This window comes from Shimia sp. R9_3, from assembly GCF_017743755.1.
Taxonomy (GTDB): domain Bacteria; phylum Pseudomonadota; class Alphaproteobacteria; order Rhodobacterales; family Rhodobacteraceae; genus Shimia.
The window spans coordinates 376,430-393,853 of sequence record NZ_JAGHRP010000002.1 but is presented as its reverse complement, the minus strand read 5'-3'; the positions used below and the strand labels follow the sequence as shown (position 1 = coordinate 393,853).

Here is a 17,424-nt window from a genome sequence, read left to right as displayed (position 1 = left end):
CGCAAAAAAGGCCGGGTTTCCCCGGCCTTCCTCATTCACAACGCCCTGAAATCAATCACTTCAGCGCTTTGTCGGTGATGGCGTGGGTCCATGCGCCTTCTGGGGTCGCAGTGATCACCGGATCAGAGCCACCAGACATCAGGCTTGCCACCGTGCGCTCATAGTCCGCCGGATCAAGCGCGCCGTTGGAACCAGCGGTCAGCTTGGCAATCTCGCCCATCATCCGCACCTGATGCTCTTCGGTCTGCGCACCGGTTTCATCATACTCCAGCACGATCATGGCCGCGTCTTCAGGGTTCTCTTCGGCCCACTTCCAGCCCTTCATGGACGCGCGCACAAAGCGCACCATCTTGTCCTCAAAGGCCGGATCGGCAAGGTTTTCTTCCAGCGCATAGAGACCGTCTTCCAGCGTCGCCACACCCTGATCTTCGTATTTGAATGTGGTCAGATCATCCGGGGTCAGACCCGCGTCAATCACCTGCCAGTATTCGTTGTAGGTCATGGTGGACACGCAGGCCGCCTGACCGTTCAGGATCGGATCCACGTTAAAGCCCTGCTTGAGCACCTCAACACCGGCGTCGCCGCCATCGGTGCTCAGCTCCAGCTGCGACATCCAGCTCAGGAAGGGGAATTCGTTGCCAAAGAACCAAACGCCCAGCGTCTTACCGGCAAAGTCATCGGTGGTTGCCACGCCCGCATCTTTGCGGCAGGTCAGCATCATGCCCGAAGATTTGAACGGCTGCGCAATGTTCACCATCGGCAGGCCTTTTTCGCGGGCCGCTAGCGCCGCAGGCATCCACTCCACGGTCACGTCAGCGCCGCCACCAGCCAGCACCTGTGTTGGCGCAATGTCCGGACCACCCGGCTTGATGGTCACATTCAGGTCTTCGTCCGAGTAAAACCCGTTTTCCAGCGCCACATAGTAGCCCGCAAATTGGGATTGGGTCACCCATTTCAGCTGAAGGGTCACATCATCTGCGGCCAGTGCGGCAGACCCCAGCAGGGAAAAGGCCGCGGCCGTAAGAGAGGAAGTCGAGAGTTTCATGCAAGTTTCTCCTTGTTGAATATCATTTGGGTTGTTGTTCAACCTCTTTGTGATGGGTGCCAGAAGGTCACCCGTTTTTCGATCCATGCGACAACCCCATAAAAGGCGCTGCCCACAAGTGCTGAGACAAAAATCTCAGCCCAGACCAAATCTATTGAAAGACTGCCAACGCCGGTCGAGATACGAAACCCCATGCCCCGCGTGGGCGAACCAAAATACTCCGCAACAATGGCACCGATCAAAGCAAGGGTTGTGGCAATCTTCAACCCATTGAAAATGAAAGGCAGTGCGGCAGGAATACGCAGCTTCAGCAACGTCTGGAAATATCCCGCCGCATAGGTGCGCATCAGATCGCGCTGCATCGCGTCCGTGGCGCGCAAGCCCTGCACGGTGTTCACCAGAATGGGAAAGAACACCATCACCACCACAACGGCCGCTTTGGAATGCCAGTCAAAGCCAAACCAGTTCACCAGGATCGGTGCCACGCCAACAATCGGCAAAGCGGCGACAAAGTTGCCAATCGGCAGCAGACCACGGGTCAGAAACGCACTGCGGTCAATCAGCAGCGCCGCAACAAAGGCCGCCGCCGCCCCCATCAGAAAGCCGCGCAACGCGCCTTTCACAACGGTCTGCACAAAATCCACCCACAAAAGGTCTGTGGATTGGGCAAACACCACCATCACCTGGCTAGGCGGTGGCAGGATCACCTGGCTGACCCCAAAGCCACGCACAAGGCATTCCCAGAGCACCAGTATGGTGATCCCAAACAGCACCGGCACCGAGATGCGCACCGCTGTCATATCCGCATAAGCCGAGTTTGCGAGCCAAACATTGGTGCGCCAGGCAGCCGCCCAAAACACCAGCATTGCAACAATCCAGATCATGAGTTGAACCCCATCTTGCGCAGCGTGACCCGCTGGGTGATGTCAATCAGAGTGACCAGAATACCGGCCAGCACAGCGGCACAGACCAGCGCTGACCAGATCGCCAGCGGCGTGCCAAACTGATCCCCGATCAGGATGCGCGCACCCAGCCCGCTGATCGCACCTGTTGGCAGCTCGCCCACGATCGTACCCACCAGCGCAGCGGCAATGCCGACCTTCAGCGCGGTGAAAAGATAGGGCACACTTGCCGGCAAGCGCAGCTTTAGAAAGCTCTGCAACCCACTGGTGTTATAGGTTTTTAAGAGATCCAGCTGCTCGCCTGTCGGAGAGCGCAAGCCCTTCACCATGGACACCAGCACCGGGAAGAAGCACAGGTAAGCCGAGATGATCGCCTTGGGTACGCCGCGTCCCTCGATGCCCACCTGATTGGAGACCACGATGATCATCGGGGCCAGCGCCACAATCGGCACGGTCTGGCTGATGATCGCCCAAGGCATCACGCTCAGGTCCACCACACGGCTATAGACAATGGCGACCGCGCCCAGAATGCCCACGGTGGTGCCCAGCAGGAACCCCCACAGGGTGGACTGCAGCGTCACCCAAGCATGATAGATCAGCGAGCGTTTGGACCATGTCCGCCCTTTCGCGACCATCGCGCCGGTTGTCTTCCACAGCTCCTCGCCCACCTGCGCCGGTGTCGGCAGCCGCGGCCGCTTCAGATCATAACCCGCCGCCACCAGCGACGGGTTGTCGAGCATCAGCTTGAAAACCGACACATCGCGGCGTTCCACCGAGCCTTCCGGCACCACAACCGCGCCGCCCCGTTCGGCAATATCCAGCGCCGGGCGCACATTCATCGGCGCCACCGCCAACCACCAGATGCCCACAATCGCGGCCAGTACGGTCAAAATCGGGAGTAGATTTCTCATCGCTGCCACTCCATCCGCACTTCACGCACCGTGTTGGGCGGCTCCGCATCATGGCGGCTCACCTCGACAAAACCTTCGCGTTTGTAGAACTTCTGCGCCTTCAGATTTGGCTCATGGGTGGTGAGCCAGAGGAAATCCCGCCCCTCTTTCACCTTGTCCATCAGCGCTTTGCCCAGCCCCTGCCCGCTCTTGCGGCAATAGAGTCCGCCCACGCGGGTGGCTTTGGGATCATAGGAGAGATAGCCTTCAATCGGTTCCCCCGCGACCCACATCTCCCGCTCTGGCATGGCCTCACGGATAAACCCGGAGATGTCCTCCGGCCCATAAGGCGAGCTCATCCACTCCGTCGCAGCCTCCCAGTCACAGACAATCTGCGCCATCGCCCCGACATCCTCAGGCGTCGCCCGTCTGATGTGCAGCTCAGTCATTTTCATGCCCCGCCCGCAGGCCATCCCGCACGCGATGCGAAATATCGATGAACTCCCGGCTGTCGCGAATATCCAGCGGCCGCTCTCTTGGCAGCGTGCTCTCGATCACATCGTGAATACGGCCCGGACGCGGGCTCATCACCACAATCTTGGTGCTCAGATACACCGCCTCAGGAATGGAGTGGGTCACAAAACCGATGGTCTTATTGGTGCGCGCCCACAGCTCCAGAAGCTGCTCATTGAGGTGATCGCGCACAATCTCATCCAGCGCGCCAAAAGGCTCATCCATCAACAGGATATCAGCGTGAAACGCCAGCGCGCGCGCAATGCTGGCCCGCTGCTGCATCCCGCCGGAGAGCTGCCAAGGGAACTTCTTCTCAAAGCCCTCCAGATGCACCAGCTCCAGCACCTCTTTCACGGATTTGTCCTGCTCGGCCTTGTCCACGCCCATGATCTCCAGCGGCAGGCGAATGTTGCCGCCAATGGTGCGCCACGGATAAAGCCCCGCGTGCTGGAACACATAGCCATAAGCGCGGCTCTTGCGCGCCTCTTCAGGGCTCACCCCATTGACGGTGATCTCCCCCGCCGTGGGCTGTTCCAGATCGGCCATACAGCGCAGAAACGTGGTCTTCCCGCAGCCCGAAGGCCCGATGAAAGAGACAAAGTCCCCCTTCTTGATATCAAGGTTCACATCCTTGAGCGCATGCACCGGACCATCGTTGGTCTCAAAGGTCAGGCTCAGGTTCTTGGCGCTGATCACGGTTGACACACCGTTCTCCCCATCTGTCATAGTCATATCATTATTGCCTTTTTCGGGAGCACGCCCCCATGACATCTTCTTCCATGCCCACCAAATGCCAAAAGCTGCGCCCAGGCGGCACTTATGCCGGCAAACAGGGGTTCAGCTATTTTGAGGGCATTGCCCGCGAAACCACCGGCGCTCAGGGCATCTGCATGCACATCCTGCGCATCCCGCCCGGCGGTCGCGCCAAAGCTCATCTGCATGAAAGCCATGAAACGGCGATCTATGTGATGGAAGGCTCTGCCGCGATGTACTGGGGCGAAAAGCTTGAGCACTATATGGAAACCGATCCGGGCGATCTGGTCTATATCCCTGCGGGCGTGCCCCACCTGCCGATCAACACCGGCACGGTGGAGGCTGTCGCCATCATCGCGCGCACCGACCCGCACGAGCAGGAAAGCGTGCGCCTCCTGCCCGAGCTTGAGGATCTGGTGCCCGCCTAAGCGCATCAGACGCCCGTCGCCGGAATGCCGCTGCGCTGCACCGGGCGCGGCGCGCTCAGCTCTTTCCACGTGCTCAGCGCCTTGTTGACTGTGGTGTTCGCTTCACGCTCCACAAACTTGCCATGGCCTTCCTGCGTGCGGATCTCGCCGTCATGCACCGCCACATGGCCCCGTGTCAGGGTGAAGCGCGGCAGGCCTTTGACCTCTTGCGCTTCAAACACGTTGTAATCGATCGCGCTCTGCTGGCTGCTTGCGGAAATCGTCTTGGTCTTCTTTGGATCCCAGACCACAAGGTCCGCATCCGCCCCAACCAGAACCGCGCCTTTCTTGGGATAACAGTTCAGGATTTTCGCAATATTGGTGGAGGTCACGGCGACAAACTCATTTGGCGTCAGACGGCCGGTTTCCACACCATGTGTCCAGAGCATCGGCATCCGGTCCTCAAGCCCGCCGGTGCCGTTCGGGATCTTGGAGAAATCGCCCACGCCATAGCGTTTCTGCTCGGTGGTGAAGGCGCAGTGGTCGGTGGCCACCACACTCAGGCTGCCCGATTGCAGACCCGCCCAAAGGCTGTCCTGATGCTGCTTGTTGCGGAACGGAGGTGACATCACCCGGCGTGCCGCATGGTCCCAATCCGGGTTGAAATACTCGCTCTCATCCAGTGTCAGGTGCTGAATGAGCGGCTCGCCCCAAACGCGCTTGCCCTGCATCCGCGCGCGCCGGATCGCTTCATGCGCTTCCTCACAGGAGGTGTGCACCACATAAAGCGGCACACCGGCCATATCAGCAATCATGATCGCGCGGTTGGTGGCTTCGCCTTCCACCTGTGTCGGGCGCGAATAGGCATGGCCTTCCGGCCCCACATTGCCTTCGGCCAGCAGCTTGGCGGTCATCTCCGCCACCACATCGCCGTTTTCGGCGTGCACCATGGCAATCCCGCCAAGCTCCGCGAGACGGTTGAAAGAGGCAAACAGCTCATCGTCATTCACCATCAACGCGCCCTTATAGGCGAGGAAGTGCTTGAACGTGTTGATGCCGCGCTGCTCGATCACGGTTTTCATATCGTTGAAGACCTGCTCGCCCCACCAGGTCACCGCCATGTGGAAAGAGTAGTCACAGTTGGCGCGGGTGGATTTATTGTCCCAGCGCTTGATCGCATCCAGCAGGCTCTCGCCCTGATTGGGCAGACAGAAATCCACCACCATGGTGGTGCCGCCTGCCAGACCGGCGCGCGTGCCGCTCTCAAAATCATCGCTGGAATAGGTGCCCATAAATGGCATTTCCAAATGCACATGCGGGTCAATCCCGCCCGGCATCACGTAACAGCCGGTCGCATCCAGCTCTTCGTCGCCCTTGAGGCCTTTGCCAATCTCGATGATCACGCCGTTCTCGATCAGAACATCCGCCTCATAAGACAGATCCGCCGTCACAACGGTGCCGTTTTTAATGACTTTCGTCGCCATGTCTTCACTCCCTGAATAACCCGCGCATGATGCGCTCAATTCCCCCCCGGCTTCCTCTTGCGGGAAATATCCCGGGGGTGTGGGGGCTGGCCCCCACTCAAATCACTGTGCGGAGAGTGCCCCCGCACATTTTTGGTGGCCGGAGACAGCGCCCCCGGCACTTCCGTGCTTATTCCACGATCTCCGCGGTCTCGAGCACCGCATGCAACAGCACATCCGCGCCCGCTGCCGCCCAGTCTTTGGAGATCTCTTCGGCCTCATTGTGGCTCAGACCATCCACACAGGGGCACATCACCATGGCTGTTGGCGCCACCTGATTGATCCAGCAGGCATCATGGCCCGCACCGGAAATGATATTGGTGTGGCTATACCCCAGACGCTCCGCCGCATTGCGCACAGCTGTCACGCAGCCCTCATCAAACTTCACCGGATCAAAGCCGCCCACCTTCTCAAAGGAGATCGTGAGGCCCATGTCATCGGCAATCTTCTGACCTTCCACCTTCAGGCGAGCTTCCATGTCCTCAATCACCGACAGCTCCGGGCTGCGGAAATCCACGGTAAAGACCACCTTGCCGGGGATCACATTGCGCGAGTTCGGGTAGACATCGATATGACCCGCCGCGCCCACCGCATGGGGCGCATGGGAAAAGGCGATCTCATCCACCTTGTCCAAAATCCGCGCCATGCCAAGGCCCGCGTTCTTGCGCATCGGCATCGGGGTCGATCCGGTGTGCGCATCCTTGCCTTCGATGGTCACCTGCGTCCAGCTCAGGCCCTGCCCATGCGTGACAACCCCGATGTCCTTGCCTTCCGCTTCCAGAATAGGCCCCTGCTCGATGTGCAGCTCAAACATCGCGTGCATCTTGCGCGCGCCCACTTCCTCATCGCCACGCCAGCCGATACGCGCCAGCTCATCGCCGAATTTCTTGCCTTCCGCATCTTCGCGGTCGTAGGCCCAATCCTGCGTGTGAACGCCCGCAAACACACCCGACGACAGCATCGCCGGCGCAAACCGCGTGCCTTCCTCATTGGTCCAGTTGGTCACAACAATCGGGTGTTTGGTCTTGATGCCAAGGTCCTTCATCGTGCGCAGCAGCTCCAGACCGCCCAGCACCCCAAGCACACCGTCATATTTGCCGCCCGTGGGCTGGGTATCAAGGTGACTGCCCACATAGACCGGCAGCGCCTCAGGGTCCGTGCCCGGATATGTGGCAAACATATTGCCCATGGTATCCAGCCCCATGGTGCAGCCCACATCCTCACACCATGTCTGGAACAACGCGCGGCCTTCGGCATCTTCATCGGTCAGCGTCTGGCGGTTGTTGCCCCCGGCCACACCGGGGCCGATCTTGGCCATTTCCATCAGACTGTCCCAAAGACGGTCGCCATTCACCTTCAGGTTTTCACCGGGTGCACTCATGATTTCACTCCCTATTTTCGGCCCGGGTTCCTGACCCTTGTGGGTCGGTCCCTCACTGGCGGGGCTCTTGCTTTCACGGCCATCCTGACCGTATGGTCAATTTCAGAGCACCACAGCCTGACCATTCGGTCAAGAAATTTCTCAAGGCCCCATTCATGACCTCCACACGTACAACCAACAGCAAAAAACTGCGTCGCAAAGAGGCGGAAACGCTGATTTTATCAGCAGCAGAAAAAGTCTTTGCCGAGGCGGGTTTTGGCGGCGCCACCATGCAGCTGATTGCCGATGTGGCCGGTCTGCCCAAGGCAAACCTGCATTATTACTTTCCTACCAAGGAGTTACTCTATCGGCAGGTGGTTCAGAACATCTTTGAAATCTGGCTTCAGGCAGCCGATTCCTTTGACAACGCCGAAGGGCCGGAAGACGGCATCGGCGCTTATATTGATGCCAAGATGGAAATCTCGCGCCGCCACCCGGACGGCTCCAAGGTCTGGGCCAGCGAAGTGATGCACGGCGCGCCGGTCATTCAGGATTATCTGGAAACCACGCTCACCGATTGGACCAACGGCAGAATCAAGGTGATCGAACGCTGGATTGCTGAGGGGCGCATGCAGCCGATCGATCCGCGCCAGCTGCTCTATATGCTCTGGGCCACAACCCAGCATTACGCCGACTTCGGCCATCAGATCGAAACCCTCAACCACGGCGCGCCGCTCTCGGACGCGCAATGGGAAGAGGCAAAAAGCACCATAAAAGCCATCATTTTGCGCGGTATCGGCACCATTTCCTGACCAATCGCACGGCAAAACCTTTGCCCTACTGGACCGCGCCCGCGCCCTCCAGTAGCCTCACTTGCAAAGAGCAATGGAACATCACGAATGCCTGAGGCCCAAACGCGCAAACCCAGCCGCATCCAGCAACGCAACCGCAAACGCATCCTCGATGCCGCGCTCGAAGTGTTCTCCAGCCACGGTTATCGCGGCGCAACGCTCGACTTGATTGCCGATGAGGCCGGTCTGTCAAAGCCCAATATTCTCTATTATTTCAGCGGCAAAGAAGACATTCACGTCACCCTGCTCAACCAGCTGATGGAAACCTGGCTCGATCCGCTTGAGGATATGGACGCCGATGGTGATCCGCTCGAAGAGATCATGAGCTACGTCCACCGCAAGCTGGAAATGAGCCGCGAGTTCCCGCGTGAAAGCCGCCTCTTCGCCAATGAAATCCTGCAAGGTGCCCCGCGCATGGCGCCGCATCTGCAAACCGGTCTGAAACCGCTTTTTGACAGCAAAACTGCCCTGATCCGCAAATGGGTGGCAGAGGGCCGTCTGGCACAGGTTGAGCCGCGCCACCTGTTGTTTTCGATCTGGGCCACCACGCAGCACTACGCCGATTTTGACGCGCAGGTGCGGGTGCTGACCGAAGGCGAAACCAATGTGCTCGACGGCGCAGACGCTTTCCTCGACCAGATGTTTCGCAAACTCCTCTCGGTCTGAGGCCGCACGCCGCCCGCGCAAATCCTTCACACCAAACGCAAAACGCCGCTGCATCTCCTGCAGCGGCGCTTATTTTTATATGGACTTAACGCCTTACTCAGCAGCCGTCGCGGTCGGGTTGTTCGGATGGCTGGTCCAGTTGCCATATTCCGCAGCAACCGGCGTGTTTGTGCGCTCATCCATCTCGCCCGCATCCAGCGTGCGCATGGTGATGCAATTCTCCACAGGACACACATTGACGCAGAGGTTACAGGCCACGCATTCATCATCCTTCACGGTGAACACACGGTCCTCAGACATCTCAATCGCCTGGTGGCTGGTGTCTTCACAGGCCGCATAGCAGCGACCGCATTTGATACAATCATCCTGATTGATCACCGCTTTGGTCACGTGATTGAGGTTCAGATACTGCCAGTCGGTGACATTGGGTGTCGCCATGCCGACAAAATCCGCGGTGGAGGTATAGCCCTTCTCATCCATCCACTGGGACAGACCAGAGATCATTTCCTGAACAATCTTAAAGCCATAGGTCATCGCCGCTGTACAAACCTGCACGTTGCCCGCGCCCAGCGCCATGAACTCTGCCGCATCGCGCCATGTGGTCACGCCACCAATGCCGGAGATCGGCAGCTTTGCCGTCTCAGGGTTACGGGCAATCTCCGCCACCATATTGAGCGCAATCGGCTTCACCGCCGGGCCGCAATAGCCGCCGTGGGTGCCTTTGCCGTCAATCATCGGCTCCGGGCTCATCGCATCAAGGTTCACCGAGGTGATGGAGTTGATCGTATTGATCAGGCTCACCGCATCCGCCCCGCCGCGCAGCGCCGCTTCGGCTGGGTAAAGAATATTAGTGATGTTGGGCGTCAGCTTCACAATCACCGGCAGGTCGGTGGCCTCCTTACACCAGCGCGACACCATCTCGATGTAGTCCGGCACCTGTCCCACAGCGGAGCCCATGCCACGCTCGGCCATCCCGTGCGGGCAGCCAAAGTTCAGCTCAAACCCGTCACAGCCGGTTTCCGCGATCATCGGCAGGATGCGCTTCCACTCATCTTCTTCGCACGGCACCATCACCGAGGCGATCAGCGCGTGATCAGGATAGTCCCGCTTCACCCGCGCCATTTCCTCAAGGTTCACCTCCAGAGGACGGTCGGTGATCAGCTCGATGTTGTTGAGCCCCAGCAGGCGCCGGTCTGCGCCGTGAATAGCCCCATAACGCGGGCCGTTGACGTTCACCACCGGCGGGCCTTCCGCCCCCAGCGTTTTCCAAACAACGCCACCCCAGCCTGCTTCAAAGGCGCGGCGCACGTTGTATTCCTTATCCGTTGGCGGCGCGGACGCGAGCCAGAACGGGTTGGGGGATTTGATCCCTACAAAATCACTTTCGAGATTGGCCATATCGCTTATCTCCTACCTTACGCCGACAGTGCAGCGTGAATGTCTTCGGCCGCATCGCGGCCCTCGGCTACGGCGGTCACGGTCAGGTCATCGCCACCCGTGGCACAGTCGCCACCGGCCCAGATGCCCTCCACAGAGGTCCGACCGGTTTCATCAACCTTGATCTTGCCCCACTCCAGCGCTGGCAGGCCGTCGCCTTCCAGTGTCTGACCAATCGCCTTGAACACCTGATCCGCCACCAAGCGCACGCTTTGGCCGGTCGGCTTCAAGTCATTGTCGGTGTACTCAAACTCGATCTCGCGCACCGCACCATTGCCGATCACCGCCTTGGGCGAGGCATTGGTGATGATCCGCACCCCTTTGGAAGCCGCCAGATCCTGCTCAAATTCCGAGGCATTCATCCGGTCTTTGCCACGGCGATAGACAAGGCTCACGTTCAGCGCGCCGAGCAGCTTGGCTTGCACAGCGGCATCCACCGCCGTCATACCGCCGCCGATCACCACAACATCACGCCCGATTTCCATTTGGGTGAGATCTTTGGCCTGACGCAACTCCGCGATGAAATCGACCGCATCATCCACGCCGTCTTTGTCTTCGCCATCCACGCCCAGCGCGTTCACGCCGCCCAGACCAATGCCAAGGAACACCGCGTCAAACTCGTCCTTCAGGCCGTCGAGCGACAGCCCCTCACCCAGCTTCTTGCCGGTCTCAATGGTGATGCCGCCGATTTTCAGCAGCCAATCCACTTCGCGCTCCGCAAAGCTGTCGACAGACTTATAGGCCGCGATGCCAAATTCGTTCAGACCACCCGCTTTATTGCGCGCGTCATAAACGGTCACGTCATGACCATGCATCGCCAGACGGTGCGCTGCCGACAGGCCCGCAGGCCCCGCGCCCACCACGGCCACTTTCTTGCCGGTGGAGGCTGCACGCTCAAACGGATGCACACCCGCATCCACCAGCACATCTGTGGCGTAGCGCTGAAGGCGACCAATCTCCACCGGATTGCCCTCCGCTGTCTCGCGCACACAGACCTGCTCACAGAGTGTCTCGGTCGGGCACACACGGGCGCACATGCCGCCCAGAATGTTCTGATCCAAGATCGTCTTGGCCGCCGCTTCCGGCGTGCCGGTGGCGATCTGGCGAATGAACAGTGGAATATCGATGTCTGTCGGACAGGCCGTCATGCAGGGCGCGTCGTGACAGAAATAACAGCGATCCGCCGCGACAAGCGCCTCGTGATCGTCAAAGCGGGGGTGCAAATCCCCAAAATTTTCGGCCAGTTCCGCAGAGTTCAAACGCCCTGCTTGGATGCCGTTGCTGAACAGTGTGTTGGACATAAAACCTCCCCAGACACCTATTTGGCTACGCAATCAGGCTGGCACAGGCTTTTTTATCAATCAATCATTTTTTACCGAGCGGTCAAATTTAAGAAGCACCTCCCCAGTGCTTGTGCATTTTTTACGCAGCCGCCCAAAATACAGACACTCAACTCAAGAGGGAAATTTTCCTGCTTTTGAGCGCAAAGATGCCGACAGGCGGCAAAATATCACTAAAAAGACCCTGTTTTCATTGGCTTGTTACACGAAAATCCTTGCAATACGGCGATACCCCCTTCAGATGGACGTGCTAAGTTTTCATCTTCGACCTTCTGCTCCGCTATCTGGCTCAGTCATTCGATCATGTGACCAAGCCGCGCTGTTGCATTCCGTGGACAGCATAAGATCAGGAGAGACGACGATGGCCACAGGCACCGTCAAATGGTTCAACACCACCAAAGGCTTCGGCTTCATTGCACCGGACGAAGGCGGCAAAGATGTGTTCGTGCACATTTCTGCTGTAGAGCGTTCCGGGCTGACCGGTTTGGCTGACAATCAGAAAGTCAGCTACGAGCTGCGCGCAGGCCGCGACGGCCGCGAAAGCGCCGTAGATCTGGCACTGCTCTAAGGCTGCCACCTTATGGTGAAAAAGGCGCTGCATCCGCAGCGCCTTTTTTGTTTTTTTTGGGGGGGGAGTGAGCTTGACTGGCGCGCGCGTGGCCTGAAAGCGCTCTGCAACCACATGAAAGGTCAAATGCAAGTGAATAAAGAAACAACTGAAATCGAATTGGAGCACGCGCTCCGCGCACACGATCGAAACGACAGCATGATCGCTGATTCACGCAAGGCGGCGATCGAGTCGGCCAATATTGCCATCAGATCCATTCTTTTGGTCAACGGGGGCGCCGTCGTCGCGTTACTGGCATTTATCGGAACCATCGAAAGCGGAAATAGCGAAGCGGTGAACGCCATTGAGTTTGTTGCCGCCCTGAGACTGTTCTCATACGGCGTCGGATTTGCTGCCACCACAGCGGCGTTGGCCTACCTCATCAACATGCTCGACACTGACCTGCTTAGCGACACCAGATACACTTGGAAAAACCCCTTTGTAGAAGCTCAGCCAAGTCAAAAGTGGTTGCTGCGAGTGCGCACAACACTCCATTTACTCGCCCTACTTCTCGCTGTGTTAACCCTGATATCTTTCTTTTCAGGGGTCTCTGCTATATCCGGAGCTGTTCTAGATCTCGGCATTTAGCAAGATCGCAAAATTCAATGCCTACTGTCCCCGGATACAGTTAACCCTGCCATCTATCTGAGACTCTTCGCGGGCCCGCCTCCCCCAACCCTTGCTCCAAACGCCTCCCTCATGCACACTCTTCCTATAGGCGCGCGACTGGGAGGATCACCGCGTCACTGCCGGAGCGGTCCTCAGACCACCCGGCACAAAGGCAAGCTTTGGGAGGAGTGTGTCATGACGTCCGAAACCGCAGACCCCACCCCGCCGGGCAATCTGGCACCGCGCCCGCAGAGCGTGCTCAAGGTCAACAAGGTGACCGCAGCCGACATCACCGCCGCGCTCAAAGCTGGATACGCCGATTTTTGCGCCCAACCGCTCCTCAGCGGCTTCTTCGGGCTGTTTTATGTGGGTTTTGGCCTGCTGATGGTCTGGTGCCTGCTCTGGCTCAACCAGATCTGGATGATCATCCCCGCCATTGTCGGCTTCCCGCTGGTGGCACCTTTCGCAGCCGCAGGCCTTTACGAGATCTCCCGCCGCCGACAGAAGGGAGAGCCCTTTGGCTGGTCCGACATCCTCACCGTCATGGCCCATCAGCGCAAACGCGAGATGGGATGGATGGCCTTTGTCACCCTCTTCATCTTCTGGGTCTGGGTCTATCAGGTGCGGCTGTGGCTGGCGATCATCCTCAAAAACGCCTCGTTTTCAGACCTCAACGGCTTTCTGACAACGGTCTTCTTCACGCCGGAAGGCTGGACCTTTCTGGCCGTGGGCAGCTGTGTCGGCGCGGGCCTCTCTGCCGCGCTCTTTGCTGTCACCGTGGTGGCCATGCCCATGCTGCTGGATCGTGAGACAAATTTTGTCACCGCCATGCTGACTTCGGTGCGCACAGTCACGGAAAATCCACTTGTCATGCTCACATGGGCGGCCATCATCTCTGCCACCATGCTGCTCTCGCTGCTTCCTGCCTTTCTCGGCCTGATCGTCACCCTGCCGATCCTTGGTCACACCACATGGCACCTCTATCAGCGCGCTGTGCCGCCCGAGGGCAGCTGAGTCTCAACGCGCGCACAGATCACAACATCGGCCAGCCGCTGTGCGGCTTGATCTCCTTAAGCGCAAAGCTGCTCTCCATCGCTTTGATCCCCGGCATCCGGCGCAGATGCGTCATCGAGAATTCCGCATAGGCATCAAGATCCTGACAGACCACCTGCAACAGAAAATCCGCATTCCCGCCGATGGAATGGCACGACACGATCTGCGGATAATCCGCCACCGCCTTCTCAAAAGCGCTGGCCTCTTCTGCTGAATGGGTGTCGATCTGAATGGTCACAAACACCAGCACGCCCAGCCCGATCTGCTTGCGGTCAATATCGGCGCGGTACCCCTTGATATAGCCCTGCTCCTCAAGCCGCCGCGTCCGCCGCCAGCACGGCGAAGTGGACATGCCCGTCGCCTCCGCCAGATCCGCATTGCTCAACCGCCCCTCGGCCTGCAGCGCTGCCAATATCCGTTTGTCCGCCGCATCAAGCGGATCCTGCCCCTGTCCCATGCTTTCACTCCTTTTGGCATTTCCTACCCGATGCTGCCCATAAAAGGTAGATCTTACCCAAAAACCCACAAACCTAAATACAATCAGATGCAGATCACCCGCCTCAATGATGCTGTTCTTCCGGAAAATATCATGAAGACACCATGCCAAACGACACCACGCCGCTCCCAGTCCAAGCCCTCCCCCTGCATGGCACCGGCGATCTGCGCCTTGCCATCATCGCCTCACCCGAGTTGCCAACCGGGCACCTCGCCAACACGGTTGCCACCATTGCCGCAGGCCTCGGCGCGACACACCCGGGAATCGGCAACGTCCCGCTGTCAGATGCCAATGGCGTGACCATCCTGAACTCCGCCGACCGCCCCATTCCGATCCTTCAGGCCAGTGCGGCCCAGATGTTTGAGATCATCCAGAAGGCGCAAGCCCACCGCGCGAACCTTACGCTGGTGGCCTTCCCCGAATTTGCCCGCAAGCTGCATTCCTGTGCCGATTATGAGGCGGCATTCCCCCAGCGCGCCCTTGCCACCGAACCGCTCAGCGGCGTCGGCCTCTGCGGCCCCACAAAACTTGTGAAGTCCCTCACCGGCGCGCTGAAGCTTCTCCGATAAAACCGCCCCGCGCACTCAGACCAAAAGCAAAGCCCATGGACCTCTCACATCTGCTCCTCTTCAACGCCGCCCTGCTGGCCGCAATCCTCAGCCCTGGCCCGGCCTTCGTTGTCGCCATGCAAAACACCCTGTCCTCCGGCATCCGGGCGGGCATCGCCACCGGCCTAGGGCTGGGGCTGGTTGGCGCGCTCTGGACCGCGGCCGCCCTGCTGGGGCTGGATCTTGTCTTCAACTGGATGCCATGGGCCGATACCGCCGTGCGCGCCTGCGGCGGCCTCTATATCCTCTATATCGCCTACCACATGTGGCGCGGTGCGGGCGCACCGTTGGCGACCGTCGCTAAACCCGCATCCCAAGCCTTTGGCCAGGGCGTGATGATCAACGCGCTCAACCCCAAAACCGTGGTCTTCGCCGCCGCCATTCTGGCCACGATCTTCCCGCCAGCGCTGAGCAGATCAGAGACCGCCCTCATCATTGCAAACCACTTTCTCTTTGAGCTGAGCTTCTATGCCGCCATGGCCTTTGGTCTCAGCCGCCAAAAGGTGCGCGACGGCTACCGCACTATCAAGCGGCCTCTGGATCGTCTCAGCGCTGTTGCCCTCGGCGCATTGGGAGCGGGCTTGATGCTCAACAGATGAAATCTAAGGTCTGTTTACTGCACCCAGACAATCACTGCGGCCATCCCCAGCATCGCTGAGGTGATCGGCCCCCACAGCCGCCGCTCCGGCGCTGATGGTGTGATCCAATTGGCCAGACAGGAAAGCCCCTGCACGCCCAGTGCGACCCAACTTGTCCAGATCGGCCATTGGGGCCGCCAACCCGCAGCGGAGGTGATGGCCACCGCCATCCCCAGCAGAATCACCACAGAGACCGCCGCCGCAATCCGCCCGGACAGAGGCAAAGCGCCCTCATGCTGACCACCCTGCGTGATCCGCCCCCAGGGCGCTCCAAAGAGCAGCGCAAATTGAAATCCGATCACCGCCAGACAGGCGGCAAAATAAAGCGCGGGCAAAATCTCTAAAAAACTCATGCACCGGAGCTTAGGCAAAGCGCCCTGCGCTTCAAGGGGCGGCAACAGCAGGCTTCGCGCCCGAGATTGCAGGCCACAGGCAGCACGATCCCCGCAGGCCTCAAACAGAAAAAGGCGCCACCCGAAGGTGACGCCTTTTTTCTTTTCCTCTCAGAGGAAACATGGTCGGGACGGCAAGATTCGAACTTGCGACCCCCTGTACCCAAAACAGGTGCGCTACCAGACTGCGCTACGCCCCGGACCGTGGAGCACCGTTTACCCCCACTGTTCGGGAATGAAAACCCCTAACAACGCCACTTTGCGATTTCTTGTAAAAAATTTGGGTGCCGCATCACGCTTCCCTTTGTAATTCCTAGAGATTTTGCCATTCCGCCATTGATTTCCAAGACGTAACGAATGGCCTCTCCACCCGGAATCGGGGTCTCATCCAGAGGAATCGCCTCGTGATGGATGTGTTGAATGACACCTGTCTCATCCGCAAACAGCATATCGAGAGGAATCAGCGTGTTCTTCATCCAGAACGCCACCGGGCCGGTCTGCTCATAAATGAAAATCATGCCCGCACTCGCAGGCATGGCGCGGCGATTCATCAGCCCCACCGCACGTTCATCAAACGTATCTGCCACTTCTACGGAGAATCGCGCCTGTCCCCAGTCCCCTTTCAGCCAAAGGGTGTCTTCTCGACAGGCACTTTGTGCATCGGCCCGCTCTGGCATCATGCCAGCCACTGCCAATGCGATCAAAACGGCGCCGACCCTACGTCCGGCGCCAGTTGGTCTTAGGAGAGCTCTAACGCTGCGTTTTCCCACGCCAATACCTCGGTTGCCATGCGACCACGTTTACCGTCGATCACCCGCAACGCCAAGGCTTCACCTGGCTGGAGGTCTGCCAGGCCGGAGCGGCGCAGCACCTCGATATGCAGAAAGATGTCTTCAGAATTGCCAAAAACATTGGCGAACCCAAAGCCCTTGCCCTTGTCGAACCATTTCACACGTGCCGGCTCCAGAGGCGTGGAGCGAATCTCGCTCAGGTCCATGCCTTCGAAATCTGCCAGGGCAACGGGGGTTTCGGTTTCGGGGGCTTCGATCTTATGCACCTCGACGGCCTGTGCGCCGCGGTTGGTGACCTGGATCGAAACTTCGATCACCGAATTGTCGGCGACAGAGCTTTGACCAAAATTGCGCAGAACGTTCGCATGAAGCAAAATATCCGGACCACCATCGTCAGATACGATAAAGCCGAATCCTTTTACCGGATCGAACCATTTCACCACGCCAAAGATACGTGTGGTGTCTTTCTCTAGAGTACTCAATGCCTCAACCTTAGTTTGTATCATCCCCATGATGAGGTTCATCATTGCTGCATCAGGACCA

At 58.8% G+C, this 17,424-nt stretch carries 21 protein-coding genes and 1 tRNA gene; 8 read left to right on the top strand and 14 right to left on the bottom strand.

What is annotated here, in order from left to right; translation table 11 throughout:
* Positions 1-55: 55 nt before the first annotated feature.
* From J7412_RS06445 to J7412_RS06425, 5 genes are read right to left on the bottom strand one after another with little or no spacing between them, the layout of a single operon-like run.
* Positions 56-1,045: an ABC transporter substrate-binding protein gene (locus J7412_RS06445; RefSeq protein ID WP_209061106.1), complete on the bottom strand. Its 990-nt coding sequence runs from the start codon at positions 1,043-1,045 to the stop codon at positions 56-58.
* A 38-nt stretch (positions 1,046-1,083) separates the two neighbouring features.
* Entirely contained in the window at positions 1,084-1,929 is an 846-nt protein-coding gene (locus J7412_RS06440) for an ABC transporter permease (RefSeq protein WP_209077914.1), read from the bottom strand.
* Complete coding sequence (locus J7412_RS06435; protein WP_209077913.1) at positions 1,926-2,858, bottom strand: ABC transporter permease subunit; 933 nt, start codon at positions 2,856-2,858, stop codon at positions 1,926-1,928. Before J7412_RS06435 ends, J7412_RS06440 begins: the two co-directional genes overlap by 4 nt.
* Complete coding sequence (locus tag J7412_RS06430) at positions 2,855-3,286, bottom strand: GNAT family N-acetyltransferase (protein WP_209077912.1); 432 nt, start codon at positions 3,284-3,286, stop codon at positions 2,855-2,857. The genes J7412_RS06435 and J7412_RS06430 overlap by 4 nt, the downstream gene beginning before the upstream one ends.
* Positions 3,279-4,082, bottom strand: a complete 804-nt coding sequence (locus J7412_RS06425; RefSeq protein WP_247743795.1) for an ABC transporter ATP-binding protein — start codon at positions 4,080-4,082, stop codon at positions 3,279-3,281. Before J7412_RS06425 ends, J7412_RS06430 begins: the two co-directional genes overlap by 8 nt.
* A 32-nt stretch (positions 4,083-4,114) precedes the next feature.
* Between J7412_RS06425 and J7412_RS06420 the strand changes: the two genes are divergently transcribed.
* On the top strand, positions 4,115-4,531 hold the full coding sequence (locus J7412_RS06420; protein ID WP_247738653.1) for a cupin domain-containing protein: 417 nt from the start codon (positions 4,115-4,117) through the stop codon (positions 4,529-4,531).
* Positions 4,532-4,536: 5 nt separating this feature from the next.
* On the opposite strand, the gene hydA is transcribed toward J7412_RS06420, so the two are convergent.
* Together hydA and J7412_RS06410 are read right to left on the bottom strand one after the other, a co-directional pair.
* On the bottom strand, positions 4,537-5,994 hold the full coding sequence (gene hydA / locus J7412_RS06415; RefSeq protein ID WP_209077911.1) for a dihydropyrimidinase: 1,458 nt from the start codon (positions 5,992-5,994) through the stop codon (positions 4,537-4,539).
* Between the two features lie 169 nt (positions 5,995-6,163).
* Positions 6,164-7,414 carry a Zn-dependent hydrolase gene (locus J7412_RS06410; protein ID WP_209077910.1) on the bottom strand — a complete coding sequence of 417 codons (1,251 nt, stop codon included), beginning with the start codon at positions 7,412-7,414 and terminating at the stop codon, positions 6,164-6,166.
* 155 nt (positions 7,415-7,569) lie between these two features.
* Between J7412_RS06410 and J7412_RS06405 the strand changes: the two genes are divergently transcribed.
* Both J7412_RS06405 and J7412_RS06400 read left to right on the top strand, forming a co-directional pair.
* Positions 7,570-8,205: a TetR/AcrR family transcriptional regulator gene (locus J7412_RS06405; RefSeq protein WP_209077909.1), complete on the top strand. Its 636-nt coding sequence runs from the start codon at positions 7,570-7,572 to the stop codon at positions 8,203-8,205.
* Positions 8,206-8,292: 87 nt separating this feature from the next.
* Positions 8,293-8,910, top strand: a complete 618-nt coding sequence (locus J7412_RS06400; RefSeq protein ID WP_209077908.1) for a TetR family transcriptional regulator C-terminal domain-containing protein — start codon at positions 8,293-8,295, stop codon at positions 8,908-8,910.
* A 93-nt stretch (positions 8,911-9,003) separates the two neighbouring features.
* Here J7412_RS06400 and preA read toward each other — a convergent pair whose 3' ends face one another.
* Both preA and J7412_RS06390 read right to left on the bottom strand, forming a co-directional pair.
* Complete coding sequence (gene preA, locus J7412_RS06395; RefSeq protein ID WP_209061125.1) at positions 9,004-10,308, bottom strand: NAD-dependent dihydropyrimidine dehydrogenase subunit PreA; 1,305 nt, start codon at positions 10,306-10,308, stop codon at positions 9,004-9,006.
* 17 nt (positions 10,309-10,325) lie between these two features.
* Positions 10,326-11,648: an NAD(P)-dependent oxidoreductase gene (locus tag J7412_RS06390; protein ID WP_209077907.1), complete on the bottom strand. Its 1,323-nt coding sequence runs from the start codon at positions 11,646-11,648 to the stop codon at positions 10,326-10,328.
* A 400-nt stretch (positions 11,649-12,048) separates the two neighbouring features.
* On the opposite strand from J7412_RS06390, the gene J7412_RS06385 reads away from it, so the two are divergent.
* The 3 genes from J7412_RS06385 (at position 12,049) to J7412_RS06375 (ending at position 13,917) form a co-directional block, all read left to right on the top strand.
* A complete protein-coding gene (locus J7412_RS06385; RefSeq protein ID WP_209061130.1) occupies positions 12,049-12,255 on the top strand; it encodes a cold-shock protein in 207 nt (68 codons plus the stop codon).
* A gap of 12 nt (positions 12,256-12,267) precedes the next feature.
* A complete protein-coding gene (locus tag J7412_RS06380; RefSeq protein WP_209077906.1) occupies positions 12,268-12,882 on the top strand; it encodes a hypothetical protein in 615 nt (204 codons plus the stop codon).
* Between the two features lie 216 nt (positions 12,883-13,098).
* Positions 13,099-13,917 (top strand): DUF2189 domain-containing protein, encoded by an 819-nt coding sequence (locus tag J7412_RS06375; protein WP_209077905.1) that lies wholly within the window; start codon positions 13,099-13,101, stop codon positions 13,915-13,917.
* Positions 13,918-13,936: 19 nt separating this feature from the next.
* Here J7412_RS06375 and J7412_RS06370 read toward each other — a convergent pair whose 3' ends face one another.
* Entirely contained in the window at positions 13,937-14,413 is a 477-nt protein-coding gene (locus J7412_RS06370) for an Lrp/AsnC family transcriptional regulator (RefSeq protein ID WP_209077904.1), read from the bottom strand.
* A gap of 143 nt (positions 14,414-14,556) precedes the next feature.
* On the opposite strand from J7412_RS06370, the gene J7412_RS06365 reads away from it, so the two are divergent.
* Together J7412_RS06365 and J7412_RS06360 are read left to right on the top strand one after the other, a co-directional pair.
* Positions 14,557-15,021, top strand: coding sequence for a DUF2000 domain-containing protein (locus tag J7412_RS06365; RefSeq protein ID WP_209077903.1), 465 nt, complete (start codon positions 14,557-14,559; stop codon positions 15,019-15,021).
* Between the two features lie 35 nt (positions 15,022-15,056).
* Entirely contained in the window at positions 15,057-15,659 is a 603-nt protein-coding gene (locus J7412_RS06360; protein ID WP_209077902.1) for a LysE family translocator, read from the top strand.
* 14 nt (positions 15,660-15,673) lie between these two features.
* Here the strand turns inward: J7412_RS06360 and J7412_RS06355 are convergent, their stop codons facing one another.
* The 4 genes from J7412_RS06355 to J7412_RS06340 form a co-directional block, all read right to left on the bottom strand.
* Positions 15,674-16,051: a hypothetical protein gene (locus J7412_RS06355; protein ID WP_209077901.1), complete on the bottom strand. Its 378-nt coding sequence runs from the start codon at positions 16,049-16,051 to the stop codon at positions 15,674-15,676.
* Between the two features lie 162 nt (positions 16,052-16,213).
* Positions 16,214-16,290 (bottom strand) — tRNA-Pro (locus tag J7412_RS06350).
* 45 nt (positions 16,291-16,335) lie between these two features.
* Positions 16,336-16,770, bottom strand: a complete 435-nt coding sequence (locus J7412_RS06345; RefSeq protein ID WP_209078323.1) for a DUF192 domain-containing protein — start codon at positions 16,768-16,770, stop codon at positions 16,336-16,338.
* Positions 16,771-16,829: 59 nt separating this feature from the next.
* Entirely contained in the window at positions 16,830-17,387 is a 558-nt protein-coding gene (locus J7412_RS06340) for a cold shock domain-containing protein (protein ID WP_209062042.1), read from the bottom strand.
* Positions 17,388-17,424 lie beyond the last annotated feature (37 nt).